The 26,421-nt window shown below is 72.0% G+C and carries 24 protein-coding genes and 1 pseudogene; 17 read left to right on the top strand and 8 right to left on the bottom strand.

The annotated features are described in order from the left end of the window. Window positions 1-30 precede the first annotated feature (30 nt). On the bottom strand, window positions 31-1,719 hold the full coding sequence (locus tag ACZ4WQ_RS27030; RefSeq protein WP_311725939.1) for a protein kinase domain-containing protein: 1,689 nt from the start codon (window positions 1,717-1,719) through the stop codon (window positions 31-33). Window positions 1,720-2,034: 315 nt separating this feature from the next. On the opposite strand from ACZ4WQ_RS27030, the gene ACZ4WQ_RS27025 reads away from it, so the two are divergent. Next, the gene (locus ACZ4WQ_RS27025) at window positions 2,035-3,618 is read left to right on the top strand and encodes a protein kinase domain-containing protein (protein WP_385351099.1); all 1,584 of its coding nucleotides are present in this window, start codon (window positions 2,035-2,037) and stop codon (window positions 3,616-3,618) included. A gap of 63 nt (window positions 3,619-3,681) precedes the next feature. Here the strand turns inward: ACZ4WQ_RS27025 and ACZ4WQ_RS27020 are convergent, their stop codons facing one another. Then, window positions 3,682-4,719 carry a phosphotransferase gene (locus ACZ4WQ_RS27020; protein WP_468022481.1) on the bottom strand — a complete coding sequence of 346 codons (1,038 nt, stop codon included), beginning with the start codon at window positions 4,717-4,719 and terminating at the stop codon, window positions 3,682-3,684. Between the two features lie 183 nt (window positions 4,720-4,902). Continuing rightward, window positions 4,903-5,598, bottom strand: a pseudogene (locus tag ACZ4WQ_RS27015) (response regulator); the annotation flags it as partial. Between the two features lie 343 nt (window positions 5,599-5,941). Between ACZ4WQ_RS27015 and pdhA the strand changes: the two are divergent. The 5 genes from pdhA to ACZ4WQ_RS26990 all read left to right on the top strand — a co-directional run bounded on the left by pdhA (window position 5,942) and on the right by ACZ4WQ_RS26990 (window position 11,716). Then, window positions 5,942-7,096, top strand: a complete 1,155-nt coding sequence (gene pdhA, locus ACZ4WQ_RS27010) for a pyruvate dehydrogenase (acetyl-transferring) E1 component subunit alpha (protein ID WP_311725934.1) — start codon at window positions 5,942-5,944, stop codon at window positions 7,094-7,096. A gap of 1 nt (window position 7,097) precedes the next feature. After that, entirely contained in the window at window positions 7,098-8,078 is a 981-nt protein-coding gene (locus ACZ4WQ_RS27005) for an alpha-ketoacid dehydrogenase subunit beta (RefSeq protein ID WP_311725933.1), read from the top strand. A gap of 23 nt (window positions 8,079-8,101) precedes the next feature. Continuing rightward, window positions 8,102-9,598, top strand: a complete 1,497-nt coding sequence (locus ACZ4WQ_RS27000; RefSeq protein WP_468022480.1) for a dihydrolipoamide acetyltransferase family protein — start codon at window positions 8,102-8,104, stop codon at window positions 9,596-9,598. 154 nt (window positions 9,599-9,752) lie between these two features. Then, complete coding sequence (locus ACZ4WQ_RS26995) at window positions 9,753-10,424, top strand: GntR family transcriptional regulator (protein ID WP_311725931.1); 672 nt, start codon at window positions 9,753-9,755, stop codon at window positions 10,422-10,424. Continuing rightward, window positions 10,421-11,716, top strand: a complete 1,296-nt coding sequence (locus ACZ4WQ_RS26990) for an MFS transporter (RefSeq protein WP_311725930.1) — start codon at window positions 10,421-10,423, stop codon at window positions 11,714-11,716. The genes ACZ4WQ_RS26995 and ACZ4WQ_RS26990 overlap by 4 nt, the downstream gene beginning before the upstream one ends. A 60-nt stretch (window positions 11,717-11,776) precedes the next feature. Here the strand turns inward: ACZ4WQ_RS26990 and ACZ4WQ_RS26985 are convergent, their stop codons facing one another. Both ACZ4WQ_RS26985 and ACZ4WQ_RS26980 read right to left on the bottom strand, forming a co-directional pair. Further along, window positions 11,777-12,601, bottom strand: a complete 825-nt coding sequence (locus ACZ4WQ_RS26985) for a maleylpyruvate isomerase family mycothiol-dependent enzyme (RefSeq protein ID WP_311725929.1) — start codon at window positions 12,599-12,601, stop codon at window positions 11,777-11,779. Between the two features lie 208 nt (window positions 12,602-12,809). After that, complete coding sequence (locus tag ACZ4WQ_RS26980; RefSeq protein WP_468022479.1) at window positions 12,810-13,787, bottom strand: C40 family peptidase; 978 nt, start codon at window positions 13,785-13,787, stop codon at window positions 12,810-12,812. Window positions 13,788-13,963: 176 nt separating this feature from the next. On the opposite strand from ACZ4WQ_RS26980, the gene ACZ4WQ_RS26975 reads away from it, so the two are divergent. The 9 genes from ACZ4WQ_RS26975 (at window position 13,964) to ACZ4WQ_RS26935 (ending at window position 20,846) form a co-directional block, all read left to right on the top strand. Continuing rightward, window positions 13,964-14,758: a DUF1963 domain-containing protein gene (locus ACZ4WQ_RS26975; RefSeq protein ID WP_385351114.1), complete on the top strand. Its 795-nt coding sequence runs from the start codon at window positions 13,964-13,966 to the stop codon at window positions 14,756-14,758. Window positions 14,759-14,842: 84 nt separating this feature from the next. Next, the gene (locus tag ACZ4WQ_RS26970; protein ID WP_468022478.1) at window positions 14,843-16,672 is read left to right on the top strand and encodes an NHL domain-containing thioredoxin family protein; all 1,830 of its coding nucleotides are present in this window, start codon (window positions 14,843-14,845) and stop codon (window positions 16,670-16,672) included. A gap of 408 nt (window positions 16,673-17,080) precedes the next feature. Beyond that, window positions 17,081-17,719 (top strand): HAD family hydrolase, encoded by a 639-nt coding sequence (locus ACZ4WQ_RS26965; RefSeq protein ID WP_385351120.1) that lies wholly within the window; start codon window positions 17,081-17,083, stop codon window positions 17,717-17,719. A 70-nt stretch (window positions 17,720-17,789) separates the two neighbouring features. Continuing rightward, window positions 17,790-18,974, top strand: coding sequence for a helix-turn-helix domain-containing protein (locus tag ACZ4WQ_RS26960; protein WP_468022477.1), 1,185 nt, complete (start codon window positions 17,790-17,792; stop codon window positions 18,972-18,974). A gap of 228 nt (window positions 18,975-19,202) precedes the next feature. After that, on the top strand, window positions 19,203-19,544 hold the full coding sequence (locus ACZ4WQ_RS26955; RefSeq protein ID WP_398375688.1) for a hypothetical protein: 342 nt from the start codon (window positions 19,203-19,205) through the stop codon (window positions 19,542-19,544). After that, window positions 19,541-19,729, top strand: a complete 189-nt coding sequence (locus tag ACZ4WQ_RS26950) for a hypothetical protein (protein WP_361186014.1) — start codon at window positions 19,541-19,543, stop codon at window positions 19,727-19,729. Before ACZ4WQ_RS26955 ends, ACZ4WQ_RS26950 begins: the two co-directional genes overlap by 4 nt. Next, the gene (locus ACZ4WQ_RS26945) at window positions 19,726-19,953 is read left to right on the top strand and encodes a hypothetical protein (RefSeq protein ID WP_398375690.1); all 228 of its coding nucleotides are present in this window, start codon (window positions 19,726-19,728) and stop codon (window positions 19,951-19,953) included. Before ACZ4WQ_RS26950 ends, ACZ4WQ_RS26945 begins: the two co-directional genes overlap by 4 nt. A gap of 220 nt (window positions 19,954-20,173) precedes the next feature. Further along, on the top strand, window positions 20,174-20,299 hold the full coding sequence (locus tag ACZ4WQ_RS26940; RefSeq protein ID WP_385341003.1) for a hypothetical protein: 126 nt from the start codon (window positions 20,174-20,176) through the stop codon (window positions 20,297-20,299). 73 nt (window positions 20,300-20,372) lie between these two features. Next, complete coding sequence (locus ACZ4WQ_RS26935; RefSeq protein WP_398375691.1) at window positions 20,373-20,846, top strand: hypothetical protein; 474 nt, start codon at window positions 20,373-20,375, stop codon at window positions 20,844-20,846. Between the two features lie 113 nt (window positions 20,847-20,959). Here the strand turns inward: ACZ4WQ_RS26935 and ACZ4WQ_RS26930 are convergent, their stop codons facing one another. The 3 genes from ACZ4WQ_RS26930 to ACZ4WQ_RS26920 form a co-directional block, all read right to left on the bottom strand. After that, a complete protein-coding gene (locus ACZ4WQ_RS26930; RefSeq protein ID WP_385346682.1) occupies window positions 20,960-21,676 on the bottom strand; it encodes a DUF4232 domain-containing protein in 717 nt (238 codons plus the stop codon). Window positions 21,677-21,821: 145 nt separating this feature from the next. After that, window positions 21,822-23,771: an AfsR/SARP family transcriptional regulator gene (locus ACZ4WQ_RS26925; RefSeq protein WP_361191152.1), complete on the bottom strand. Its 1,950-nt coding sequence runs from the start codon at window positions 23,769-23,771 to the stop codon at window positions 21,822-21,824. A 1-nt stretch (window position 23,772) separates the two neighbouring features. After that, window positions 23,773-25,065 carry a M18 family aminopeptidase gene (locus tag ACZ4WQ_RS26920; protein ID WP_311728620.1) on the bottom strand — a complete coding sequence of 431 codons (1,293 nt, stop codon included), beginning with the start codon at window positions 25,063-25,065 and terminating at the stop codon, window positions 23,773-23,775. A 228-nt stretch (window positions 25,066-25,293) separates the two neighbouring features. Between ACZ4WQ_RS26920 and ACZ4WQ_RS26915 the strand changes: the two genes are divergently transcribed. Together ACZ4WQ_RS26915 and ACZ4WQ_RS26910 are read left to right on the top strand one after the other, a co-directional pair. Continuing rightward, entirely contained in the window at window positions 25,294-25,983 is a 690-nt protein-coding gene (locus ACZ4WQ_RS26915) for a TNT domain-containing protein (protein ID WP_311728619.1), read from the top strand. A 6-nt stretch (window positions 25,984-25,989) separates the two neighbouring features. Beyond that, window positions 25,990-26,376 carry a hypothetical protein gene (locus ACZ4WQ_RS26910; protein WP_468022476.1) on the top strand — a complete coding sequence of 129 codons (387 nt, stop codon included), beginning with the start codon at window positions 25,990-25,992 and terminating at the stop codon, window positions 26,374-26,376. The last annotated feature ends 45 nt before the right edge of the window (window positions 26,377-26,421 follow it).

Here is a 26,421-nt window from a genome sequence, read left to right as displayed (position 1 = left end):
CAGACGACGACGATCAGACGACGACCACGATCAGCCCGGCATCCCCGTGGAGACGGTCAGCTCGATGGTGTCGGTCTTCGGGTCGTACGGCTCGTAGTTGCGGTACGTGTAGTTGAGGACGGTGCCCTTGCCCCACAGGTTCTCGTCTTCCGTGACCACGTTGTACTTCCAGCCCGCGGCCCGGATGCACTTCTTCACCGAGTCGATGTAGAGGTTCTGGAAGTCGGGCACGTTGTAGGCGCCCTTCTGGTCGTAGGCCTCCGAGGCGTCGGTGCACTTCTCCGGGTCGATGACCTTGGTCTTGTCGCCCTCGCGGAATCCGGACGGGGGCGCGGACGACGAGGCGGACTTGGTGTCCTTGCCGTCGTCGCGCGCCTGCTGGTCGTCGGATCCGCCGCCGCCCCCGCTGAGCGCGATGACCAGGACCACCGCGACGACCGCGATCGCCGCGACGACCGCCGAGCCGATGATCACGCGCTTGTTGCCGTTGTCGCCGCCCTGGCCGCCGCCCGAGGACGGGGCCGAGGCGGGCGAGACGGTGTACGGCGGCGGGGTTTGGGCGCCGCCCTGCGCGTACGGCGCGGGGGGCGGGGTCTGCGCCGGGGCCGGGGCCGGGGTGCTGTAGCCCCCCTGCGCCATCGGCTGGCTGGGCGGCGGCGGGGTGGAGGGGCCGAAGCCGCCGAACCCGCCGGAGGACTGCGGCTGGTACGGGGTCTGGACGCTCCCCATGCCCGGGCCGGGGGTGTGCTGGTCGATCGGCGGGAAGACGGCCGAGCCCACGCCGGAGCCGCTGCGGGCCGGCGGGCCACCGCTGATGATGATCGGGTTTGCGCCGGTCTGTCCGGTGCGGGAGACCCGGGCGCACTCGTCGCGCATCGCCTCGGCGTTGGGGAACCGCTCGTTCGGGTTCTTCTTCAGCGCGCGGGCGACCAGCGCGTCCACCGCCGGGGGAATGGACTGGTTGATCGTGGAGGGCGCGACCGGCTCCTCCTGGACGTGCGCGTACGCGATGGCGAGCGGCGAGTCCGCGTCGAACGGCAGCCGGCCCGTCAGCAGCTCGAAGAGCATGATGCCGACCGAGTAGAGGTCGCTGCGGGCGTCCACGCCGCGGCCGAGGGCCTGCTCGGGCGAGAGGTACTGCGGGGTGCCGACGACCATGCCGGTCTGGGTCATGGAGGTCACGCCGGACTGCATGGCGCGGGCGATGCCGAAGTCCATGACTTTGACCACATTACGCTTGGTCATCATCACGTTACCGGGCTTGATGTCGCGGTGGACCAGCCCCATCTCGTGGCTGATCTCCAGCGCGGCCAGCACGTCAGCGGTGATTTTCAGCGCTTTTTCCGTGGGCATCGCGCCGTACTGCCGGGCATCGGCGTCGAGCACGGAGCGCAGCGGCTGGCCCTCCACGTACTCCATGACGATGTACGGCATCACGGAGCCGTCGATCGTGTCCTCGCCGGTGTCGAAGACCGAGACGATGTTGGTGTGGGTCAGCTTGGCGACGGCCTGGGCCTCGCGGCGGAAGCGCTCGCGGAAGGACTGCTCACGGCCCAGTTCGGTGTGCAGGGTCTTGATCGCGACCTGGCGGTCGAGAACGCTGTCGTAGGCCAGGTGGACGGAGGCCATACCGCCCTCGCCGAGCAGGTCCCGCAGCTGATAGCGGCCGCCCGCGAGCGATTTCCCCTCGTACCGGCCCGGTGCGCCCTGCTGGCTCATTTCTTACGTCCCCCTCGGCGCACTCACTAGCTTGACGCGCACGTTCCGACCCACTGATGATCTTCTTTGACTCGATACCCCGGCCCAGTCTGCCCCAGGCCACGGACACGTCAAGCGGCGTGCCCGTTCCGTGACCGGATGTGCAAGAACCCGTCACGCGATTTGCCTGGCCTCACCTACAGCAGGTTTGATGGCCGGTCCATCACGAACCGGTGCGCGGCACGAACCCTGTAGCGTGCTCTAGCAGCAAACCGTACCGCCCGCGAGCGGGGCGATCGCGATGAGACCCCCACCCAGATCAGACGGCGAGGACCGATGGCACAGACCCAGAGCGCCCAGGGGCCCTCCGAACCTGACGCCACCGGGGCCGGAATGCCGGACTCACCCGAGGCGTGGGGTAACGGCGGCCTGGTCGGCGACGGCCGCTACCGACTCACCAGCCGGCTCGGCCGCGGTGGCATGGCCGAGGTGTTCGCGGCGGAGGACGTGCGGCTCGGCCGTACGGTCGCGGTGAAGCTGCTCCGCGCCGACCTGGCGGAGGACCCGGTCTCCAAGGCCCGCTTCACCCGCGAGGCCCAGTCGGTCGCCGGGCTCAACCACCACGCCGTCGTCGCGGTCTACGACTCCGGCGAGGACATCGTCGGGCAGCCCGGGTCCATTCAGAGCACCGTGCCGTACATCGTCATGGAACTGGTCGAGGGCCGTACGATCCGCGATCTCCTGGTGAGCGCCGAGGCGCCGCCCGCGGACCAGGCGCTGATCATCGTCTCGGGGGTGCTGGAGGCACTGGCCTACAGCCACCAGCACGGCATCGTGCACCGCGACATCAAGCCGGCGAACGTGATCATCACCCACAGCGGCGCCGTCAAGGTGATGGACTTCGGCATCGCCCGCGCCCTGCACGGGGCCGCCTCCACCATGACCCAGACCGGCATGGTCATGGGCACCCCGCAGTACCTCTCGCCGGAGCAGGCGCTCGGCAAGGCCGTCGATCACCGCTCCGACCTCTACGCCACGGGCTGTCTGCTCTATGAGCTGCTCGCGCTGCGCCCGCCGTTCGTCGGCGAGACCCCGCTCTCGGTGGTCTACCAGCATGTTCAGGACATGCCGGTGCCGCCGTCGGAGATCTCCGGGGGCGCGGTGGCGCCGGAGCTCGACGGGCTCGTGATGCGCTCGCTGGCCAAGGACCCGGACGACCGCTTCCAGAGCGCCGAGGAGATGCGCGGTCTGATCCAGTACGCCCTCCAGATGCTGACCGAGGCGGGCGGCCACACCGGCACCTGGAGCACCGGCCCGGTCACCCAGCACCTCGGCGGCTCCACCGGCGCCATGGGCATGGCCGGCACGACCGCCATGCCGCACCCGGGGCACGGCGACACCAGCCAGCAGCCGATCCTTCCGGGCGGTCGCCGCGACGACGGCGGCTACGACGGTGGCTACGACGACGGTTCCGGACGCGGCGGCCGTGGCCGGATGTGGCTGTTGGCCGTGCTCGCGGTGATCGCCATCGCGGTCGGTGTCGCCTTCGCGATAAACCAGGGCGGCGACGACAACAAGAAGGGGCCGGGCAAGACCGAGACGTCGACCAGCCAGACGCCCACGAAGAAGCCGACCGAGGAGCCGTCGGACGAGGCGACGACGTCGAGCGGGCCCACCGAGACCTCCGGGGACACGGGCGGCTACACCGGTCCTACGGAGCCCGCGTCGCCCTCGTACAGCGAGAGCGCCACCACGCCCCCGCCGGACACGGAGACCGACGCGCCCTCCACCGACCCGACCGACACCGAGACCACCCCGGGCGACGGCCAGGAGACCACCCCGACGACCACCCCGCCGTCGAGCGACCCGACCGACCCCGGGACCACCGACCCGGCCACCGGCGGGGTCGGGGTGGGCTGACCGGAGACCGCCCGGCAGGGTCCGCCGCGCTCGCCGCGCCCGCCGCACCCCGGCGGGCGCCGCTCAGCCGCAGAAGGCGTCGCGGACCGCCTCGTACTCCCGCGTCCACCACACCGCCAGGGCCGCCGCCGCGGGGAACAGCGGATCGGCGCGCCGGTCCCCGTCCTGGTAGCGCCAGCGCAGCATCCAGAAGTCGTTGAGCCGCTCCCACCACACCCGGTGCACTGCCGCCGCCATCTCGGCGGCCCCGGCGCCCGTCTCGCAGCGGTACGCGCGCGCGTACGGCCGCACCTTGTCCAGCTCCAGCGGGCCGTCCGGCCGTACGAAGAAGATCGCGGCGGCGCGGACCGCCTCCTCGGCACGGGGCTGCACCCCGAGCCGGTCCCAGTCGACGATCGCGGCCGGTTCCGTGTCGCGGTAGAGCAGGTTCAGCGGGTGGAAGTCGCCGTGGACCCAGCCGGTGGCCGGGATGGCGTCGGCCTCCGGGCGGCGGTGCGCGTGCCGCTCCAGCAGGGCGCGCCGTTCGATCAGGCGGTGCTCGGCCAGCCCGTCGAAGCTGTCGTGCCGGCGGCTGCCGCGGGCGAGGACGAGCAGCCGGTCGATGAGGGTGAAGGTGTACTCGGGGTCGGCGGAGGACTCGGGGGGCTGCCGGTCGGCGGCGCGGGCCTCCACGACCTCCTCCAGACAGGTGTGGACGAGCCCGAGCAGCCCGCCCAGCCGCCAGGACTGGACGGGCGTCAGCTCGCCGCCGACGCGGTGCCGCCCGTCGACCCAGGGGTGCAGGGCGTAGCAGCGGCCGCCGATGACCACGACGGTGCGGCCGTCGGCGTCGGGGACGGGCGGGGCGACGGGCACCCCCAGGGTCTCCAGCAGCTGGGTCACCCGGTGCTGGCGGGCGATGGCGGCGTGGTCCCCGTCCAGGTGGTGCTTGAGGAAGAACCGGCCGCGGGTGGTGGCCAGCCGGTAGCCGCGGTTGAGCAGGCCCTCGGCGACGCGCTCGCAGGACACCGCCTCGCCGGTGCGGTCGTAGCGGCGTAACAGCGCGCTCAGGGTTTCCCCGTCGGGAGCGGTCTCGGCGGAGGTTACATGTGAGCGCGACACGCGCCAGATGTTAGATCAACGAACGCGTTGGCCACGGCGCGAGTTGACGCGGGCGTGCGGTCAGTGCTTCTGCGGCTGGGTCTTCCGGGCCTCGGCCGGGGCTTGTGAAGGGGCCTGTGAAGGGGCCTGCGAAGGGGCCTGCGGCGCGGTCTGTGACGGGGCCTGTGCCGGAGCCTGTGTCCGGGCCTGGAACCGGGCCACATAGGCGGCGGCCTGCGAGCGGCGCTCCATGCCGAGCTTGGCCAGCACCCCGGAGACATAGTTCTTGATCGTCTTCTCGGCGAGATGCAGCCGCTCGCCGATCGCGCGGTTGGTCAGCCCCTCCCCGATCAGCACCAGGATCCGGCGCTCCTGGTCGGTGAGGTCGGCGCTCAGGTCGTCACCGAGCCGGGCCGCGGCCATGCCCGTGCCCGTGCCCGTGCCCGTACTCAGCCCCGCACCCCCGCCCGCGCGCACCCGCTCCAGCATGCGGGCCGTGGCGGCCGGGTCGAGCAGGGAGCGGCCCGCCGCCACGTCCCGTACGGCGGCGAGCAGTTCGTCGCTTCCGATGTCCTTGAGGACGTACCCGTAGGCGCCCGCCATGATCGCGTCGATGAGGGCGGTGTCGTCGGCGAAGGAGGAGAGCATCAGGCACCGCACCTCCGGGTGGTGGGCGCGGACCTCCCGGCAGACCTCGACGCCGCTGCCGTCCGGCAGCCGGAGATCCAGCAGGGCGACATCGGGGTGCGCGTCGGGGATCCGGGCGAGGGCCTCGGCCACGGTGCCCGCCTCGCCGACCACCGCCATGTCCGGCTCACCCGAGAGGAGCTCATGAACACCGCGTCGTAGGATTTCATGGTCGTCGAGCAGGAAAATGGTGATTTTTCCTTCTTCGCGCACGAATCCAGTCTCACACACCGAGTCTTCTTGCGTCTTTCCATGTCTTTCCGCGCCGTTGTCCTGAGAGATAACGTGCGGTTGTTCCGACGGGCTGCGGGGCTGTGACCAGTGGTTGTTCCACTTCTGCGCGATTTACTTGGAAATCCAAGCAAAATTGCAGGTCAGGAGGGGTTTCGCAGAGATGCTACCCACTGGGTAACGTGCCCTTTGCAGGGCCAGCCGCCGGGATACCTGTCACGCCCGGTCGGTCTTCGGCGCACCCACCCCGTGCGCTGTCGCCGAGCGAGCGAGCCGCAACTGGCCGCCGGCGGACCCCGGGGGCCGGACAGACGGAGGAGTACACGTGACCGTGGAGAGCACTTCAGCGCGCAAACCGCGCCGAAGCGGAGCCAAGCGCACCAGCGCGAAGCGGCGAGCGGCCGACCAGCCCGAGCTCGTCCAGCTGCTGACCCCCGAGGGTGAGCGGGTCGAACACCCCGAGTACTCCCTGGACCCCACGCCCGAAGAGCTGCGTGCCCTGTACCGGGACATGGTGCTGAGCCGGCGCTTCGACGGCGAGGCCACCACCCTCCAGCGCCAGGGCGAGCTGGGTCTGTGGGCCTCGCTGCTGGGCCAGGAGGCCGCCCAGATCGGCTCCGGCCGGGCCCTTCAGGACGACGACTACGTCTTCCCCACCTACCGCGAGCACGGCGTGGCCTGGTGCCGCGGCGTGGACCCGGTGAATCTGCTGGGCATGTTCCGCGGCGTGAACCACGGCGGCTGGGACCCCAACAGCAACAACTTCCACCTCTACACCATCGTCATCGGCTCGCAGACGCTGCACGCGACGGGCTACGCGATGGGCGTGGCCAAGGACGGCGCGGACACCGCGGTCCTGGCCTACTTCGGGGACGGGGCCTCCAGCCAGGGCGACGTCGCCGAGGCGTTCACCTTCGCCGCGGTCTACAACGCCCCGGTGGTGTTCTTCTGCCAGAACAACCAGTGGGCCATCTCCGAGCCCACCGAGCGGCAGACCCGCGTCCCCCTCTACCAGCGCGCCCAGGGCTACGGCTTCCCGGGCGTCCGGGTCGACGGCAACGACGTGCTGGCCTGTCTCGCGGTCACCAAGGCCGCGCTGGAGCGCGCCCGCACCGGCCAGGGCCCCATGCTCATCGAGGCGTTCACCTACCGGATGGGCGCCCACACCACCTCCGACGACCCGACCCGCTACCGCCGGGCCGAGGAGCGCGAGCTGTGGGAGACCAAGGACCCGATCCTGCGGCTGCGCACCCACCTGACCGCGCAGGGCCTGGCGGACGACGCCTTCTTCGCCGAGCTCGAGGAGGAGAGCGACGCGCTCGCCAAGCGGGTGCGCGACGCGGTACGGGCCATGCCGGACCCCGACGACATGGCGCTCTTCGAGCACATCTACGCCGACGGGCACCCGCTGGTCGACGAGGAGCGCGCGCAGTTCGCCGAGTACCAGGCTTCGTTCGCTTCCGCCGAGGAGGGCAACTGAGATGGCCGCCCAGAAGATGTCGCTCTCCAAGGCGATCAACGCATCGCTGCGCACGGCGCTCGAGAACGACCCCAAGGTCCTGATCATGGGTGAGGACGTCGGCAAGCTCGGCGGGGTCTTCCGTGTCACCGACGGCCTCCAGAAGGACTTCGGCGAGGACCGGGTCATCGACACCCCGCTCGCCGAGTCCGGCATCGTCGGCACCGCGATCGGGCTTGCGCTGCGCGGCTACCGCCCGGTGGTGGAGATCCAGTTCGACGGGTTCGTCTTCCCGGCGTACGACCAGATCGTCACGCAGCTCGCCAAGATGCACGCGCGCTCGCTGGGCAAGGTCAAGATGCCGGTCGTCATCCGCATTCCGTACGGCGGCGGCATCGGCGCGGTCGAGCACCACAGCGAGTCGCCGGAGGCGCTGTTCGCGCATGTCGCCGGGTTGAAGGTGGTCTCGCCCTCCAACGCCTCCGACGCCTACTGGATGCTCCAGCAGGCCATCGGCAGCGACGACCCGGTGATCTACTTCGAGCCGAAGCGCCGCTACCACGACAAGTCCGAGGTCGACACCGCGGCGATCCCCGACCCGCTGCACATCGCCCGGGTGGCCCGGGCCGGCACCGATCTGACCCTCGCCGCGTACGGACCCATGGTCAAGGTCGCGCTCGACGCCGCCGGCGCGGCCGCCGAGGAGGGCAAGTCGCTCGAGGTCGTGGACCTGCGGTCGATGTCGCCGATCGACTTCGACACCCTTCAGCGTTCCGTCGAGAAGACCGGCCGGCTGGTCGTCGTCCACGAGGCACCGGTCTTTTTGGGAACTGGCGCGGAGATCGCCGCACGGATCACCGAGAGGTGCTTCTATCAGCTTGAGGCCCCGGTGCTGCGGGTCGGCGGTTTCCACGCCCCGTACCCGCCGTCGCGGCTGGAGGACGAATACCTCCCGGGCCTCGACCGGGTGCTCGACGCCGTTGACCGCGCGTTGGCGTACTGAAGGGCTTGAGGAGAGTCGTGACCATGGCTGCAACCGATCAGCGCTTCCGTGAGTTCAAGATGCCCGACGTGGGCGAGGGACTCACCGAGGCGGAGATCCTCAAGTGGTACGTGGCGCCGGGTGACACGGTCGCCGACGGCCAGGTGGTCTGTGAGGTCGAGACCGCGAAGGCGGCGGTCGAGCTGCCCATTCCGTTCGACGGGGTGGTGCACGAGCTGCGCTTCGGCGAGGGCACCACGGTGGACGTGGGCACCGTGATCATCGCGGTGGACACCCGGCCGGGCGACGGGGACGCGCCCGCGCCGCCCGCCGCGGCCCCCGCCGAACCCGCCCGGTCCGCCGAGACCGCCCAGGCCGCCGAGGCGGCTGCCGAGCCAGAGGGCCGCCAGGCCAATCTGGTCGGCTACGGCGCCGCGCCCTCGTCGACCAAGCGCCGCCCGCGCAAGCCGCGGCCCGGCCTGGAGGCGGCGCCCGCCCAGGGCGTCCCGGCCCAGCCGCTCCCCACCCCGACCCCCGCACCCGCACCGGCGGCCCCCGCACCGGCGGCCTCCGCACCGGCGCCCGCCCCCGCCGTCGCGCCGTCTCAGGCGGAGCTGAACGGCCACGGCAGGGCCGCGCGCCCGCTGGCCAAGCCCCCGGTCCGCAAGCTCGCCAAGGACCTGGGCATCGACCTGGCGGCGGTCACACCGACCGGCCCCGACGGCACCATCACCCGCGAGGACGTCCACGCGGCCGCGGCCCCCGCGCCCGCCGCGGTGGCCGAGCCCGTGGCGGAGCCCGCAGCGGCCGTGGCGGAGGCGGCCCCTGCCTCCGTCGTCGGCCGGGAGCGCCGGGTGCCGATCAAGGGCGTACGGAAGGCCACCGCCCAGGCGATGGTCAGCAGCGCCTTCACGGCCCCCCACGTGACCGAGTTCGTCACCGTGGACGTCACCCGCACGATGAAGCTGGTCGCCGACCTCAAGCAGGACCCGGACCTGGCCGGGCTGCGGGTGAACCCGCTGCTGCTGGTCGCCAAGGCCTTCCTGGTGGCGATCCGGCGCAACCCGGACGCCAACGCGGCCTGGGACGAGGGCGCCCAGGAGATCGTCTACAAGGACTACGTCAACCTCGGCATCGCGGCCGCCACGCCCCGGGGGCTGATCGTCCCCAACATCAAGGACGCGGGCTCGCTGACCCTGCCCGAACTGGCGTCCGCTCTTGGCGAGCTTGTCGCCACCGCCCGCGAGGGCCGGACCAGCCCGGCGGCGATGTCCGGCGGCACGGTCACCATCACCAACGTCGGCGTCTTCGGCATCGACACCGGCACCCCGATCCTCAACCCCGGAGAGTCCGCGATCCTCGCCTTCGGCGCGGTCAAGCTCCAGCCGTGGGTCCACAAGGGCAAGGTCAAGCCGCGCCAGGTGACCACCCTCGCGCTGTCCTTCGACCACCGGATGATCGACGGCGAGCTGGGCTCCAAGGTGCTCGCGGACGTCGCGGCCATCCTGGAGCACCCCAAGCGGCTCATCACCTGGGGCTGACCTCCGGCCCCTGCGGCCCCTACAGCCCCTACAGCCTCTACGGCCCGGCTGCCTCGCGCGGCCGGGCCGTCGGCGTGCACCCGTCGGCGTGAACGATGTCTCGTATCCCGGACGGCCTCCTGCCACGCATACGTGTTGTATCTATGATGTGCGCATGCCTCCCGCTCCCGTCCCTGCCGGCCCGACCACCAAACAGCCCCCCGCCGCCGAACGCGTCTACGCGCATGTCAAGCAAGCCGTCCTCGACCGCCGCTACGAGGGCGGCACGCTGCTGACCGAGGGCGATCTCGCCGAGGCCGTCGGCGTCTCGCGCACGCCCGTGCGCGAGGCCCTGCTCCGGCTCGAGGTCGAGGGGCTGCTCAAGCTCTACCCCAAGAAGGGCGCCCTGGTGCTGCCCGTGTCCGCGCAGGAGATCGCGGACGTCGTCGAGACCCGGCTGCTGGTCGAGCGGCACGCCGTCGCCAAGGTCGTCCCGGCCGGGCAGAGGCTGATCGCCCGGCTGGAGGAACTGCTGGAGGAGCAGAAGGAGCACGCGGCCGCCGGGGACCTGAACGCCTTCGCGGTCGCCGACCGGTGCTTCCACGCCGAGATCGTACGGGCCGCGGGGAACGGCATCCTGGCCCATCTGTACGACCAGCTGAGGGACCGCCAGCTGCGGATGGGCGTGGCCACCATGCACGCCGAGCCCGGCCGCATCGCCAAGAACATCACCGAGCACACCGAGATCCTGACCGCCCTGCGCTCCGGCGACGCCACCGCCGCCGCCAAGCTGGTCGAGCGCCACATCAGCTGGGTGAACAACCTCGCCCGGGGTGAGGTGCGGTGAGCGACCTCAGACTGCCCGGCGATCCGCCCGGCGGACGGCGGGCCGCCGCCGTCTGGGGCATCGGGGTCGCCGTCTACTTCATGGCCATCACCTACCGCACCAGCCTGGGCGTGGCCGGCCTGGACGCCGCCGAGCGGTTCCACATCAACGCCTCGGCGCTGTCGACGTTCTCGATCCTCCAGGTGCTCGTCTACGCGGGCATGCAGATACCCGTCGGCCTGATGGTCGACCGGCTCGGCACCAAGAAGGTGCTCGCGCTCGGCGTCGTGCTGTTCACCACCGGCCAGCTCGGCTTCGCGCTCTCCCACTCGTACGGCTTCGCGCTGGCCTCCCGCGCGCTGCTCGGCTGCGGCGACGCCATGACGTTCATCAGCGTGCTGCGGCTGGGCTCGCGCTGGTTCCCGGCCCGCCGCGGGCCGCTGATCGCGCAGGTCGCCGCGTTGTTCGGGATGGCGGGCAACCTGATCTCGACGCTGGTGATCGCGCAGGCGCTGCACGGCATCGGCTGGACCCCGACCTTCGCGGGCAGCGCGATCGGCGGCGTGGTCGTCCTGGTCCTGGTGGTGGCCTTCCTGAAGGACCACCCGGAAGGGCACGAGCCCGTCCCGTCCACCCACTCCGGCGCCGGCTTCGTCCGCCGGCAGATCGCGGCGGCCTGGCGCGAGCCCGGCACCCGGCTCGGCATGTGGGTGCACTTCACCACCCAGTTCCCCGCGATGGTCTTCCTGCTGCTGTGGGGGCTGCCCTTCCTGGTCGAGGCCGAGGGGCTCTCCCGCGCCTCCGCCGGCGAGCTGCTGACCCTGGTGGTGCTCTCCAACATGGCGGTCGGCCTGGTCTACGGACAGGTCATCGCCCGGCACCACGCCGCCCGCGCGCCGCTCGCCCTCGGCACCGTCGCGGCCACCGCGCTGCTGTGGGGCGCCGTGCTGGCCTGGCCCGGCGACCACGCGCCCATGTGGCTGCTGATCGCGCTGTGCGCCGTGCTCGGCGCCTGCGGGCCCGCCTCGATGATCGGCTTCGACTTCGCCCGGCCCGCCAACCCGCCCGAGCGGCTCGGCACCGCCTCCGGCATCGTCAACATGGGCGGCTTCACCGCGTCGATGACCACCCTGCTGGCCATCGGCGTGCTGCTGGACGCGACCGGGAACAACTACCGCATCGCCTTCGCCTCCGTGTTCGTCCTCCAGGCCCTCGGCATCACGCAGGTGCTGCGGCTGCGCGGGCGGGCACACCGCCGGGAGCGCGAGCGCGTCGTCGCGAGCCGCGTCGAGGCGGTGCACGTACCGGCGTGACCCGCTGAACCCCCTGGGGCCGTAACCGTCCTGAGGCCCGTGCGGTGGCCTCGGGACGCCTCAGGCCGTGACCGCGAAGTGGGTCAGGATCGCCTCGGCCAGCTGCTGGTCGCCCTCGATCTTCAGCTTGTCGGAGACCGCCTCCGGCCGCACCCGCCCGCAGGCCAGGCGCAGATACGTCTCCCAGTCCAGGGTCAGCGTCACGGTCGGCCCGAGCGAGACGCTGCCGTCGATGGTGGCCCGGCCCTCTGCGCTGACCCGCACCGTCCGCATGAACTCCAGCGGGCCGCTGACGTCGAAGACCACCGCCGAGCCGGGCGCCGCGCCCGCGTCGTCGGCGACCACCTTCGGAAGCGCGGCCAGCAGACGGTCCCGGACGATGATCGCGCCCGGCGAGTCCAGATTGCCCGGCCGGCCAAGCGCCCGTCGCAGATCCTGCTCATGCACCCATACGTCGAAGACCCGCCCGAGCAGGGCCTTCTCCAGGGCCACCTCGCCCCCGCCGGGCCAGCGCACCATGTGGTCCGGCTGGCGCTTCTCGTTCCGCAGCTGCCGACTGCGGCGGATGATGGTGTAGTCCAGCTCGGAGGTCATCTCCGGCGCGGTGTGGCAGCGCCGTACGTCGACCTGGACCTCCATATAGCGCGCGTGCTCGCTGGTGACGTGGTACAGGTCGCGCGGCAGCGAGTGGATCGGGCGCGGATCGCCGAGCATCTCGGTCTCGAGGCCGATGACATGCGAGACCACGTCGCGCACCGACCATCCTGGGCACTCGGTGGCCCGGTTCCACTCCCCCTCGACGAGCGGATTCACCAACTCGAATATCGCTTCGACGGAATGGGTCCAGGCGTCGATGGAAGTCTGCAGGCTGGGATGGACGGTCACGGGACCCCTCGGGCGGTTCGTACGCGGGCTGGGTGCTTGTGTGTGCGTTTAAGTTACGCTGCGCACGAGCACCCCGGGAGTGCTTTCGGGTCTGATCGTAGGCCCGGATCGGCCGCTCGACCGCTGAGAGCGGTGGTAAGGTGCGCGCCCCGCCGCCACAGATCCGGATGAAACCGGACGGGTCGGGTGAAAACCGTGGGGTGCCGCCTCAGTTGGCGATATGGCGGTAGCCGGTGACCTTTCCGGGCTCCGGCAGCGGGGCCACCTGGACGGTGCTACCGGGGCGCGGGGCGTGGATGACCTTGCCGCCGCCGATGTAGAGGGCGATGTGGCCGTCGCCGTTGGACAGCACCAGGTCGCCGGGGCGCAGTTCGGCCCGGGTGGTCTCCTTCCCGGCGTATCGCTGCTTCCAGGTGGTGCGGGGGAGCTGGACCCCGGCGGCCTGCCAGGCCCGCATGGTCAGCCCCGAGCAGTCGTAGCCGCGGGGGCCGGTGCCGCCCCAGACGTAGGCCTGGCCGAGCTGGGCGCGGGCGTAGGCGACGGCCTTCGCGGCCCGGCCGTCGGTGTGCTGCGCGGGTCGCTTCTTTGCGGGTTTCGCGGGCTGCTTCTTGGCCGGCTTCTTGGGCTGCTTCTCGGTGTGCTTCCTGCCGCTGTCGTCGGTGCCGCGCTCGCCGTCGGACGGCGCCGGCCGCTCGACGGCGTCCCCCGCGACCGTCCCGGGCAGGTTCAGGGTGTCGCCGGCGTAGATGAGGGTCGAGCTGCCGAGCCCGTTCAGGTGCTGGAGCTTCTTGACGGTGGTGTGGTTCTGCTCGGCCAGGCCGTACAGCGTGTCGCCGGAGACCAGCACCACCACCTTCGTCGGCGGGGCGGTGCCCGGCCGGTCGTCCTTCCGCTCCTTCGGCTGCTCTTTCGGCTGCTGCGCCGGGGCCTTCGCCTCGGTCGGCGGAGCCAGCGTCACCTGCCGGGACGGGGAAGGCGACTGCGCGGCGGCCCGGTCGCCCGGCCCGTGCACGGCCAGCAGCGCGCCCGCGAGGATCGCGAGGACGGCGAGCACCGCCAGGGCGCCGGTGCGCACCGCCGCCCGGCCCACGGCGGCGAGCGGCCCTCCCCGCGCGGCGCGCGGCTTGGCGTGGGCCGCTCCTGACGCCTCGGCACGGCGCCGGGCGGTCCGTATGTGCTCGCTCATCACAACCTCCTTGGCGGGACCCCTGACTCGGGGCGTGAACGGGAGGCTGCTGGGGCGCGAGGGTGTCCGGCAACGACTGGGCCGTCCGAGACAGTCCGGACCCGTCTGCGCAGTTCAGGCCGGGTCGGACAGCCTCCTCCGTGCCGATTGTCAGGGGGAGTTGGGAACATCCCTGCATGCGATTCGACGACGCTGACGACATGCGCCGAGAGTGCGCCGAACGGCTCGGCGAGAAGGCCGGCCGACAGTTCGCGGCCATGGCCCGCCGCGGCTTCCTGCTCGACCCTCCGACGGACGGCGCCCGGGCCACCGGCCGCTGCCGGCTCGGCGGCCCCGCCCTGCTCGAACCGGGCACCCCCTGGCCCGAGGTCGAGGGCATCCCGCTCTCCTTGCACGCCGTCCTCGACACCGACGCCCTCGCCCCCTGGCTCGGGGACCATCTGCCGACGCGGCCGGGCCTGCTCAACTTCTTCTCTCTCGATCCCGACCTGCCGTACGAGCAGTACTCGAGGCTGGACGACGGGCCCGAGGCATGCCGCGTCATTCCCGCCGATCCGGCACGGGCGGTCGAGACCACCGCACCCGCACCGGCGAGGAGCTATCCGGCCACCCCCGTCCACGCGGCCGAGGTCACCATGCTCCCGGACTCCTGGGACGTCGAGGACGACGACGTCGAGTTCGACCGGGACGAGCACTGGGGCGCGGCATCGCTCATCCTCGACGCGATGGGCGACCTCGACGGGAACACCTCCGGCAGCCACTGCGCCTTTGGCTGGCCCGACACCTCGTACGCGTTCTGGGTGACCCACCGCGACGACGACGGCCCGGCCGTCCATCTGCTCCAGCTCCCGGAGAACGGGGACCTCGGCTGGGGCTGGGGTGACGCCGGGACGATGTACTTCACGATCCCGGCGAAGGCGTTCGCGGCGGGGGACTTCAGCAAGGCCCGGGCGGAGATGCGCTGCTGCTGAGCCCGTCCCGCGCCGGCGGCCCCCCCCCCCCCCGGACCAGGGGCGGGGGGCGCCCACGGGCACACGAGTGGCACTCTTGACGTCATGAGCAAGCGAGCCCGTGTCCGCGCCCCTGAGCTGCAAGGACGTACCTGGATCAACACCGGCGCCGAGGAACTGTCCCTGGCGGACTTCCGAGGCAAGATACTGATCTTGGACTTTTGGACGTTCTGCTGTGTGAACTGCCTCCACGTCCTGGACGAGCTGCGCGAGCTGGAGGAGAAGCACCGCGACACCGTCGTGATCGTCGGTGTGCACTCGCCGAAGTTCGTCCACGAGGCCGAGCACCAGGCGGTCGTCGACGCCGTCGAGCGCTATGAGGTGCATCACCCCGTGCTCGACGACCCGGAGCTGGCCACCTGGAAGCAGTACGCGGTGCGGGCCTGGCCGACGCTGGTCGTCGTCGACCCCGAGGGGTATGTGGTCGCCCAGCACGCGGGCGAGGGGCATGCGCACGCCCTGGAGAAGCTGGTGGCCGAGCTGGAGGCCGAGCACGCCGCGAAGGGCACGCTGCGGCGCGGCGACGGCCCGTATGTGCCGCCGGAGCCGGTCGCCACCGAGCTGCGCTTCCCTGGCAAGGCGCTGCTGCTGCCCGGCGGCACCTTCCTGGTCTCGGACACCACACGGCACCAGCTGGTGGAGCTGGCGGCGGACGGCGAGAGCGTGGTGCGCCGGATCGGCGTCGCGGGCGAGCGCGGGCTGGTCGACGGGCCCGCCGACCACGCGCGGTTCAGCGAGCCGCAGGGGCTGGCGCTGCTGCCGGACGGCACGGTGATCGTCGCCGACACGGTCAACCACGCGCTGCGCTCCCTGGACCTGGCGACCGGCGAGGTGCGGACCGTCGCCGGGACCGGGCGCCAGTGGTGGCAGGGATCCCCGGCCGCCGGGCCCGCGCGCGAGGTCGACCTGTCCTCGCCGTGGGACGTGGCGTGGTTCGCCGACCGGCTGTGGATCGCCATGGCGGGCGTCCACCAGCTGTGGACGTACGACCCGGCGGACGCGACGGTCCGCGCGGCCGCCGGGACGACGAACGAGGGGCTGGTCGACGGGGAGGCCGCCGAGGCGTGGTTCGCCCAGCCGTCCGGGCTGGCCGCGACCGCCGACCGGCTGTGGATCGCGGACTCCGAGACCTCGGCGGTGCGGTACGTCGAGCGAGACGGCCAGGACGGCTTTGTGGTGCGTACGGCCGTGGGCACCGGGCTGTTCGACTTCGGCCACCGCGACGGCGCCGCCGATCAGGCGCTGTTTCAGCACCCGCTCGGCGTGACCGCGCTGCCCGACGGCTCGGTCGCCGTCTCGGACACCTACAACCACGCGCTGCGCCGCTTCGACCCGGCCTCCGGCGAGGTCAGCACGCTCGCCACGGACCTGCGGGAGCCGTCCGGCGCGGTGCTGGTGGACGGCGACATCGTGGTCATCGAGTCGGCGCGGCACCGGCTGACCCGGCTGCGGCTGCCCGAGGAGGCCGTGCGGGTCGAGGCCGTGGCGCACCGTACCCAGCGCGCCGCCACCGACATCGCCCCGGGGACGCTGCGGCTCGACGTGGTCTTCCAGGCCCCTGCCGGGCAGAAGCTCGACACCCGCTACGGCCCGTCCACACGCCTGCTGGTCAGCTCCACCCCGCCCGAGCTGCTGGCCGAGGGCGAGGGGGCCGGTACGGACCTGAACCGCGAGCTGGTGCTGGCGGACGGGGTCACCGAGGGCGTGCTGCACGTCTCCGCGATGGCCGCCTCCTGCGACGACGACCCACTGAACGAGTACCCGGCCTGCCATGTGCACCAGCAGGACTGGGGCGTCCCGGTCCGGGTCACCGACGGCGGCGCGACCAGGCTGCCGCTGGTGCTCGCGGGGATGGACGAGGACGAGACTCCCTGACGCTCGTCAGGGCGTGAGCACCAGACGCCCGCGCAGGAAGCCCACCGCCACGCGGCGGTGGGCTTCCTGGGCGTGATCGAGGGGGAGGGTGCCCAGGGCGTCCCGCGCGACGAACCACTCCGCGCCCAGCCCCGCACCAGCTCCTCGTCCGCCGTGCCCGTGACGGCCACCACTCGCAGCCCGCGCCGGCCGCGCGTTGGACGAGGTTCTGACCGCGCGCGCCGCCTGCGACGGCGACAACGGAGCGCCCGGCGGCGGATGACGACCGGCGCGGCTGGGCTCGGCGCCCAGGTGTGCCGGTGTTTGAGGACGCTGACGCAGGTCGGCATCCCAAGGAAGCCGACGGCCGTTCCGCTCGCCCGAACGTGGTGGCACTCACCCGTTCTGCCCCTGTTCTAGGCTGCACGCATGATCCGCGCAGTGGTCTTCGACGTCGGCGAGACCTTGATCCGAGACGACCGCGTTTGGGGGGCGTGGGCTGACTGGCTGGGCATCCCCCGTCATACCCTCTCCGCCCTCGTCGGCGCGGTGGTCGCTCAGGGACACGACAACGCCGAAGCCCTGCGACTCATCCGGCCCGGCATCGACATCGCGGCCGAGCGAACCGCGATGGAGGCCGCTGGAGTCGGCGAAGACCTCGACGAGTCCGACCTCTATCCAGATGTGCGTCCAGCCCTTGCCGCTCTTCGCGAGGCGGGCATACGCGTCGTCATCGCGGGCAACCAGACGGCGCGCGCCGGTGTCCTGCTGCGGAACCTCAAGCTGCCCGCTGAAGAGATCGCCACCTCGGGAGAGTGGGGGATCGCCAAACCCGACCCGCGCTTCTTCGCCCGCGTTCTGGACCTTGCGGGAACCGCGCCCAGCGAGACCGTGTACGTAGGCGATCACCCCGCGAACGACACGCAGCCGGCGAAGGCCGCGGGCCTGCGTGCCGCGCATCTGCGCCGTGGTCCCTGGGGCCATCTGTGGTCCGGCACGGCGGAGGCGGCCGCCGCGGACTGGCAGATCGACTCGCTGCTTGACCTCGTACAACTCACCGCCACATGAGGCAAGCGGCCGCGTACATATAGGGCCGCTCGCTACCGTTCGGAGTGGACGCACCGAACGGAGTACCAGCATGCCGACTGAGAACGCCCGCGCATTCGGCAAACGCGTGGCCTACCACCGCCGCATCGCCCGTATGACGCAGCAGGAGCTGGCCGACGCGGCCGGGGTCCATGTCGGCACCCTACGGAAGATCGAGCGGGGTGCTCGGGGCGCCGGCGACGGTGTCGTGGAGGCATTAGCGGCTGCGATCGGTGTCGACACCTCTCGCTTGCTGGGGAGCCGGGACCGGGCGGACGCGCGCGTTCACGCCGCAATGCCGTCTTTGTCAGCCGTCATCGCCGCGTATGACGCCCCAGACGACGGGCCAGTCCGGCCACTGGCCGAGCTGCGTACCGCAGTAGACGAGGCAGTGACTTGGCGCCTTGCTGCCCAATACGTACGGATCGCCCGTCATCTTCCTTCCCTCATCGGCGAGCTGACCCGCGCCTTTCATCTCGCCCTGGCCAAAGAACGCGCCGAGACCGCGAGCCTGCTGGTTTCCGCGCTGCGAACCGCTGACGCCGTGGCGTACAAGTGCGGCGCCCGCGATCTGTCCGCGCGCCTGGTGGACCTGATGCGGTGGGCGGTTCCACACGCTTCAGACCCTCTGTTGGACGCGACCGTCGCCTACGTCCGCACCGAGACCTTTTTCGCTGCCCGCGCGCACGTCCCCGGGCTGCGCGCGCTGCACACCGCGATCGACAACGCACCCACTGGTCAAGGCGCTACGGCGATCGCTGCCCTGGGCGCCTTGCACATGCGAGCCGCTGTTATCGCTGGACGAGCCAGACTTGTGGAGGCTGCGGATCACCACCTCGCGGAGGCTTTGCGCCTGGGGGACGCCGTACCTGAGGACGTCTACCAGGGCACAGCGTTCGGGCCGGACAGCGTCCGCATCCATGAAGTCTCCGTTGCCGTCAGCCTGGGTGGGGACCATGCGCGCCGAGCCCTCGCCGTCGCCAACGATTGGGCCCCGTCGCGTTCTCTGCCTGCCGAGCGCCGGAGCGGGTTCCATATCGATCTGGCTCGCGCCCAGCTGTGGTCGGGGTTGGCCGGCGATGCGTACGAGTCGTTGAAGGCCGCCCGGCACATCGCTCCACAGCACACCCGCGACCATCCGTGGGTGCGCGAGGACATCGCCACGCTCCGCCGGCTGCGGCGTGGCGATGCGGCGAGCCTCAGCAACTTCGCGGAATGGTGTCACGCCGGCGAGTGACCCTGACTGACCCTCGGTGGGTCACTTGCGGCCCTGTCCGCGGAGAACCATCTACCTGTCCACACCGACCAGGCAGATGGGACAACTCCGACCATGGCCGAGCCCTTGCGGGTGCTTGCCGCGACCAAGGCGCGCCCAATGGATGCTGACCCTCTCAACTTCGGATCGTGGGCACCACCAAGCGGCCGTAACACGGAGTTGCAGCCCGCTGGCCGATCGTGGGATGTCGTGCGCGTTCCCCTCTCGATCGGCATCGGCAAACGCACCCTCGACCTGCTGGGCGAGGCGACGGGCGGGGCCATCGAGAATCCCTTCGACAGGGTCCTCTACTGGCTGATCGCGCCCGGCTCAGCCGCCCAGTGGGACATGAGCCTGCTGCCCTCTGTCCAGGTGTGGGGCGCGACCGCCTACATCGAGGTGCCTCCCGCAGCTCGTACGACGGGGCCTGGCGTCCACTGGCGCGTACCGCCCCGATACGACTGCCACCTGACCGATCCGGCGGCCCTCCTCACCGCGCTTCAGACCGCGACCCGCGAAGCGCTCGGGCCCCGCGAGGAGGCCGCCCGGTGACGGAGTACTGCTACCGCTGCGACAAACCCACCCGCGAGCCGATCACCGTGCTGCGCGCGTCCGCCTCCGGGCCCGGCTGCCTGCGCCACCTGTGCCCGGACTGCAACCGTCGACGGCCACACCCCGACGCCGACCTGTACGAGGTGCTGGTCACCTTGCAGCGCGAGAGGCAGACGACGGCATGACCGTCCCAGCCGGTCCCCGACGCCTGTCCCCGTACTGCGCCATGTACACCGCCGAGCCCGACACCACGCCCGCCGAGATCCACGCATTCTGCAAGGGACCGGGCGAGGTAAGGGCGGCGCCCGTACCGCCCGCGACCCGGGGCGCGCTCATCTTCACCGTCCGCTGTGACTGCGGCTGCCACCAGACCCCGCCCATCGAGGCCCTGAAGGCAGACGCCACCTAGACCGGCGGGCCGCTGCCAGTGACTTTGCGGTGAGTTTGAGACAGCGACACGCCGTCGCTTCGGCGTGTCGCCGTCTCAAACTCACCACAAATCCAGCCCTCGATGGCGTAGCCCGCCCAAACGCCTCGCCCCGGCCCCCGCTTGCAGGCCAGTGGCCGGGACGAGCACCGCGCAACCGCGCGAGGACACCCCTGCACGCCTGAACTCACAGGAGCAGCCCATGCGATTACAGCACGCCACCCGCCACGACCCGGAAAGCGGCGACACCATGCCGGACACCGACGCCCCGACACCCGGCGGCCAGACACCCGGCGACTCCGACGACGGACGCCAGTACGCGCACTAGCCAGACCGCGGCCCCGCCCTCAGACCGCCCCCGCCGGGGCGGGGCCGCTCCCCACCACACCGGAGCCACCCTCATGACAGCGTCACACTGGCACTGCTACCGCTGGACCGGAGAACGCCGCACCTACGACGACGAATCCACACGCCGACCACCACACCTCGTCGTCCACGACATCACCCCCCACGAGTGGAAACAGATCGCCGCCGCCAGCCCCGCCTTCATGGCCAGCGACGTACCACCCCTGGAGGTACCGCACTGGCTGCTGCGCCCCGCCAGAATGATCAAAGCCACCTTCCAGGAGCCGGAGAAAGCCTCAGCCTGGTACCAAGACCAGGTCACCGACCTGACCCCCGCCTTCATGACCGACCACGACAAGGACCCCGCACGGCAAGCCGAACGGTTCACGGCCGCCGACGACCGGCTCAGCTGGGGCGGAGACGTCGTCGGCGGCTGGTACCTGCGGGGGACCGGGTTCGCCTCCGTCCACGTGGTCGCATGCAGCGCGAACCGGATCCGGCCGACCATCCCCTGCCCGATCCTGTGGTGACGCCCCTGCCCGGAAAGCCGACGGCCCCGCCGCAGGGCAGCGGCGGGGCCGTCGGGGCGGGAAGCCGGGGGGAGTCGGCTCCCCGGGTCTGTGGGCCGGGGCTCGAAGGGGCGTCAGTCGAGGGCGTTGGTCAGGTCGCTCTGCCAGTACGTCACCTTGGCGGTTTCGTCGATGTAGACGGAGCCGCCCGGCAGTTCGACGGACTTGGAGTCGTCGGAGCCTTCGAGGAAGACCTCCAGGGAGGTGGCCTTGTAGCCGTTCTGGCCCGAGCCGTCGGCGGAGGAAGTGCGGATCCCGGCGTACGCGGTCTCCCCGGGGGCGAGGGTGACGACGGCCTGCGGCTTGGAGTCCTCGTACACCGGGATGGGGGCCTGGGCGTCCTCGTCGAACTTCAGGATTGGGTAGCCGGGCATGTTGCAGTCCACGCCCGCGTGGTTGTTGACCTCGAGCACCATGTAGTTGACGGGACGCTGGACGCTCTTGACGCCGATCGTCAGCTTGTTGATGTCGCAGGGGCCGATCTCCTGCTCCGAGTTGTCGGAACCACCGGAGCCGCCGGAGCCCTTGGCGCCGTCCTCGGAGGACCCGGCCCGCTCGTTGCTGCCGCCCTTCTTCCCGTCGCTCGCGCCGCCCGTGGCGTCGGACCCGCCGGAGCCGGACGTCTGGTCGGCCGGGGCGGAGGCCGAGCTGTCCGCCGGGCCCTCGCTCTTGGCGCCGGTGCCCTCGCTGTTGTTGCAGGCGGTGAGGGTGAGGGCGGCGGCGGCGGTCAGGCCGGCGGCGGCGAGACGCAGGGTGCGGGCGCGGCGGGAGACGCGGGCGGTGATCGACATGGTGGGTTCCCCCCCAGTGGGACTTGGCCGTTTTCCGTTTCGGTTTCTCGGTACGGCTCAAGCCTGTCGTCCCCCGCTGGCGTTCGGCTGCCGCGCCACTGCCGCCCGGCTGCCGAACGCCTAACGTCCCGCTAACGCCCTTTTCTCACCCCTTGCCCTCGCCGTCCCGCCGGTCCTCGCTGTCCTGGGCGAAGAGCTTCACCAGGTCGCTCATCACGTAGCGGTTGGTGGCCTCCTCGTCCAGCAGATGCATCTCCGCCAGCCGCTCCAGGCCGTCCTGGATCAGCTCCGGGTCCGCCCCGGCCAGCGCCGCGGCCTCCGCGGTGTTGACCTCCCGGGCGAAGCCGGTGCCCAGGGTCCGCAGCAGCCGGGCGTCGTCCGCGGAGAGCCTCGCCGCCGAGTTGCGCAGCGCCGCGGCGACCCCGGCGTCCTCCGCCGACAGCAGCGCGAGCCGCCGCCGCTCGTCGCGGAGCGCCGTGGCCAGCCGGGCCAGCCGCCAGCGCGGGCGGGCCTGGAGCTGCGCCGAGGCGGCGCGCAGCGCGAGCGGCAGCCCGTCGCACAGGGTCACCAGTTCATGCGCGGCCTCCGGGTCCTCGGCGACCCGGTCGGGGCCGAGCAGGGCGCCGAGCAGGGCCACCCCGTCCTCGGGCCCGAGCGCGTGCAGCCGTACGGGGCGGGCCGCGTCGGTGGCGATCAGCCCGTCGAGCCGGCTGCGGCTGGTGACCAGGGTGGTGCACTGGGGCCCGCCGGGCAGTAGCGGCCGCACCTGCGCCGAGCTGCTGGCGTTGTCGAGCACGACCAGCAGGCGGCGGTTCGCCACGAGCGACCGGTACAGCGCGGCGGCCGCCTCCGGGGAGGGCGGGATACGGTCCGCGGGTTGCCCCAAGGCGAGCAGGAATTCGCGCAGCACCTCGGCGGGCGCCGCCGCCTCGCCGCCGCTGAACCCACGCAGATCCGCGAACAGCCGCCCGTCGGGGAAGGCGTACGCGTGGGCGTGGCCCCAGTGCACGACCAGGCCCGTCTTGCCGACCCCGGCGGGCCCGCTGACCAGCGTGATGCCGCCCTCCGGGGGGAACCCGCCGTGGGCCGAGCCGTGGGCTGGGCCGTGGGCCGGGTCGGCGGGCTCGGCGGCGGGCAGCGTGAGCCGGGTGAGATACGCCAGCTCGTGGTCGCGGCCGAGGAATCCGGCGGGGGGCCGGGGGAGCAATTGCGGCCCGGGCGCGGGCTCCTGGCGGGCCGCCGCGGCCTGCGCGGGGATCTGCCCCTGGCCCTGGCCCTGCCCCTGCCCCTGGCCCTCGTCCCGGCCCTGGCCGTGGTGCTGGGCCTGGGCCTGGGCCTGCGGGGCGTTGGGCGCGGGGGCGGCGCGCAGGATCTCCTGGTACGCGGCGCGCAGCCGCTCCCCCGGGTCGACCCCAAGGTCGTCGGCGAGGAGCTCCCGGGTGCGGTGGTACCAGGCGATCGCGTCCGACTGCCGCCCGATGCGGTACAGGGCCAGCATCAGGGCCGCGATGAGCCCTTCCCGCAGCGGGTTGGCCACGGCCACCGGGTGCAGTACGTCGGCCGCCTTCTCGTACCGGCCGAGCGCCCCGTGGGCGCGCGCCAGCGCCTCGACGGCGGCCAGCCGCCGCTCTTCCAGGGCGTGGGCCGCCGCGGCGAACGGCGGGCTGGCCACCGTGCCGGTGAGCGCCGGGCCGCGCCACAGGTCCAGCGCCTGGCGCAGCAGATCCACGGCCTCCTCGGGGGCGGCCTCGGGGCGGGCGAGGGAGAGCAGCTCGGAGAAGCGCTGGCTGTCGACGAGCTGTTCGGGCATCCGCAGCTGGTAGGCGGAGCCGCGGGTGACCAGCTCGACCCCGTAGGCGTCGGAGCCCGCCTCGGCGAGCGTGGCGCGCAGCCGCGAGACATGGCCCTGGATGACGGTGCGGGCGTGTTCGGGCGGCTCCTCCTCCCACAGACAGGTGATGAGCTGTTCGACGGGGACGATGGCGTTGGGCTGGAGCAGCAGCATGGCCAGCAGGCTGCGCCGCTTGACCGGGCCCAGCGCGACCTCTCCGGTCCCGGTGGTCACGGCCACGGGACCGAGCAGGGAGAAGTCCAAGTCAGCCCTCCAGGAAGGCGGTCATGGCCTTGGCGAGCAGCTGCGGATCCTGGGCGCCGCACAGTTCGCGGGCCGAGTGCATGGAGAGAATGGCAACACCTATGTCGACGGTGGTGATGCCGTGCCGGGCAGCGGTGATCGGGCCGATCGTGGTGCCGCACGGCATGGCGTTGTTGGAGACGAAAGTCTGCCAGGGCACTTCCGCGCGCTCGCAGGCGGCCGCGAAGACGGCCCGGCCGCCGCCGTCGGTGGAGTACCGCTGGTTCACGTTGACCTTGAGGATAGGGCCGCCGTTGGGCAGCGGGTGGTGGCCGGGCTCGTGCCGCTCCGCGTAGTTGGGGTGGACGGCGTGCCCGGTGTCGGAGGACAGGCAGACCGTCCCGGCCAGGGCGCGGGCCCGGTCCTCGTACGCACCGCCGCGGGCGAAGACCGATCGCTCCAGCACGTTGCCGAGCAGCGGGCCCTCGGCGCCGGTGTCGGACTGGCTGCCGTTCTCCTCGTGGTCGAAGGCGGCGAGGACGGGGATGTACGGCAGGTCGGGGCGGGCGGAGGCGGCGATGAGCGCGGCCGTGCCGGAGTGCACGGACAGGAGGTTGTCCATCCGGGGCCCGGCGACCAGCTCCTGGTCCCGGCCGAGGTAGGCGGGCGGCTCGACGCTGTGCGCCATCAGGTCCCAGCCGCCGACCTCGGCGGCCGGCACCCCGGCCGCGTCGGCGACATAGCGGATCAGAGCGCCCTCCTCGACGTGGCCGAGGCCCCAGATGGGCGTCATATGGCGCTGCTTGTCGAGCTTGAGCCCCTCGGTGTTGACGGACCGGTCGAGGTGGACGGCGAGCTGGGGAACGCGCAGCAGCGGCCGGTCGATGACCACCAGGTGGTGCGAGCCGTCCTTGAGGGTGAGCCGGCCGGAGATGCCGAGGTCGCGGTCGAGCCAGGTGTTCAGCAGCGCGCCGCCGTAGATCTCGACGGCGATCTGCCGCCAGCCGTGCGCGCCGGTGTCCGGGATCGGCTTCACGCGTAGATTGGGAGAGTCGGTGTGAGCCCCCACAATCCGGTACGGAGTGGAAGGTCTGGCGCCGTCGGGGACGTACCAGGCGATGATCGCGCCGCCCCGCAGGACGTACTTGCCGCCCGTCTCGCCGTCCCAGGGCGCGGTCTCCTCGACCTGCCGGAATCCAGCCTTCTCCAGCCGCCTGGCGGCGCTCGCCACCGCGTGGTACGGCGATGGGGCGGCGGCGAGGAAGGACATCAGGTCGTCGGTATGGCCGCGGTCGAAGCGGGGGTGCGAGCTCATATGGACAGCATAAGTTCGGGACCGGCCGGGCACCCGTGTTCGACCGGGCGGCTCTCGGGATCGGCCAAAAGGGGTGGGCCGGTCGGTGCGTGGCGCGGCTTCCGTGTGCCGCTTCCGTGGGATCGGACTGGGCCGATCAGATGAAGGACGGCCGCTCGCTGATACGAAGGACGCTTTTCGTCTCATATCTCCCTTGATCGTGCAACACCGCACTAAAGGGGATATCGGATGCGCGCTCTTCGTCATGTTCTCGCCGTCCTCGGGGCGCTCTTCCTGCTGTGCGGTGCGGTTCCCGCCGCGGCGCAGCCCGGCGTCTCGCCCGCTGCCACCACGCGCGCGAAGCCGCCGGGCGGCGAGCCCGTGCCCTGCCCCATCACGGACCGGGTGGGCGTCAACACCCGCCCGCCCGCGCCGTTCCAGCGGTACTACGAGGGCGACTGGCGGCTGGGCCCCGCGGAACTCCCGCGGAGCGGGCCGATCGCCGAGATGCTCAAGGGCTGGGACCGGCTGGACCATCTGTCGTCCAGTGAGTTCCTGGAGTGCTACTGGGACGACGCGGCCTCCGGCTGGTGGTACCCGGACCCGGACGGCTGGGTCCTCATCAACGGGACGCCGCTGCATGTCACCGTCACCCTGCGGCCCGGGCAGAAGGTGGACCTCTTCGGCAGCGGTTTCGGCCACTTCCTCGCCCCGGCCGGCACGCCCTTCGCGGAGCGCGCGCTGCCGCCCAGCAGCCTCAACACCCTCAACCCGGCGTTCCCCTTCGGCTATCACCTCTACGAGGTGGTGCAGCCCTTCACGGTGGAGGCGGGGCCCATCAGGCCCTGGTTCGCCCAGCCCGGGGAAGGCCTCCAGTACCTCACCGGTCCCTCGATCCCCCAACTCGTCGCCGCCGGCAACCTCCGCGAGCTCAACTGACGCGCGGTGGACCGGCGGGAGCTCGTCCGGACCCTGCGCGCCGACGGGATCCCCGACGCGCTGTACGACATCCCAGGGGTGCACGACATCCCGGTCCAGCCGGACGCGTACTACTTCCTGCGGCCCGCCGCGGGCGGCTGGACGGTGGGGCTGCGCGAGCGCTCCCGGGACCGCGATACGCGCTGGTTCTCCTCGGAGGACGCGGCCTGCCGCGAGCTGCGCGCGAAGCTCAGCGCGTCCCCAGCCCCTTCCCCGGCCGGGGGCGAGGCGGTCGAGGACGTGCTGGCGGAGAGCGAGGAGATCCGGCGGCGGGCCTGGCAGGACTTCGAGCGCGCGCTGCGCGAGCGCGAGCAGCGGGGCCGGCGGGGTCAGCGGGGGCCCGGGAACGAGTGAGCCCGGCGCCCCCGGGGCGAGGGGTGCCGGGCTCGATCGGCGGAG

The organism is Streptomyces sp. NPDC028305, from assembly GCF_055569495.1.
This window is presented reverse-complemented; position numbering and strand designations above follow the sequence as displayed.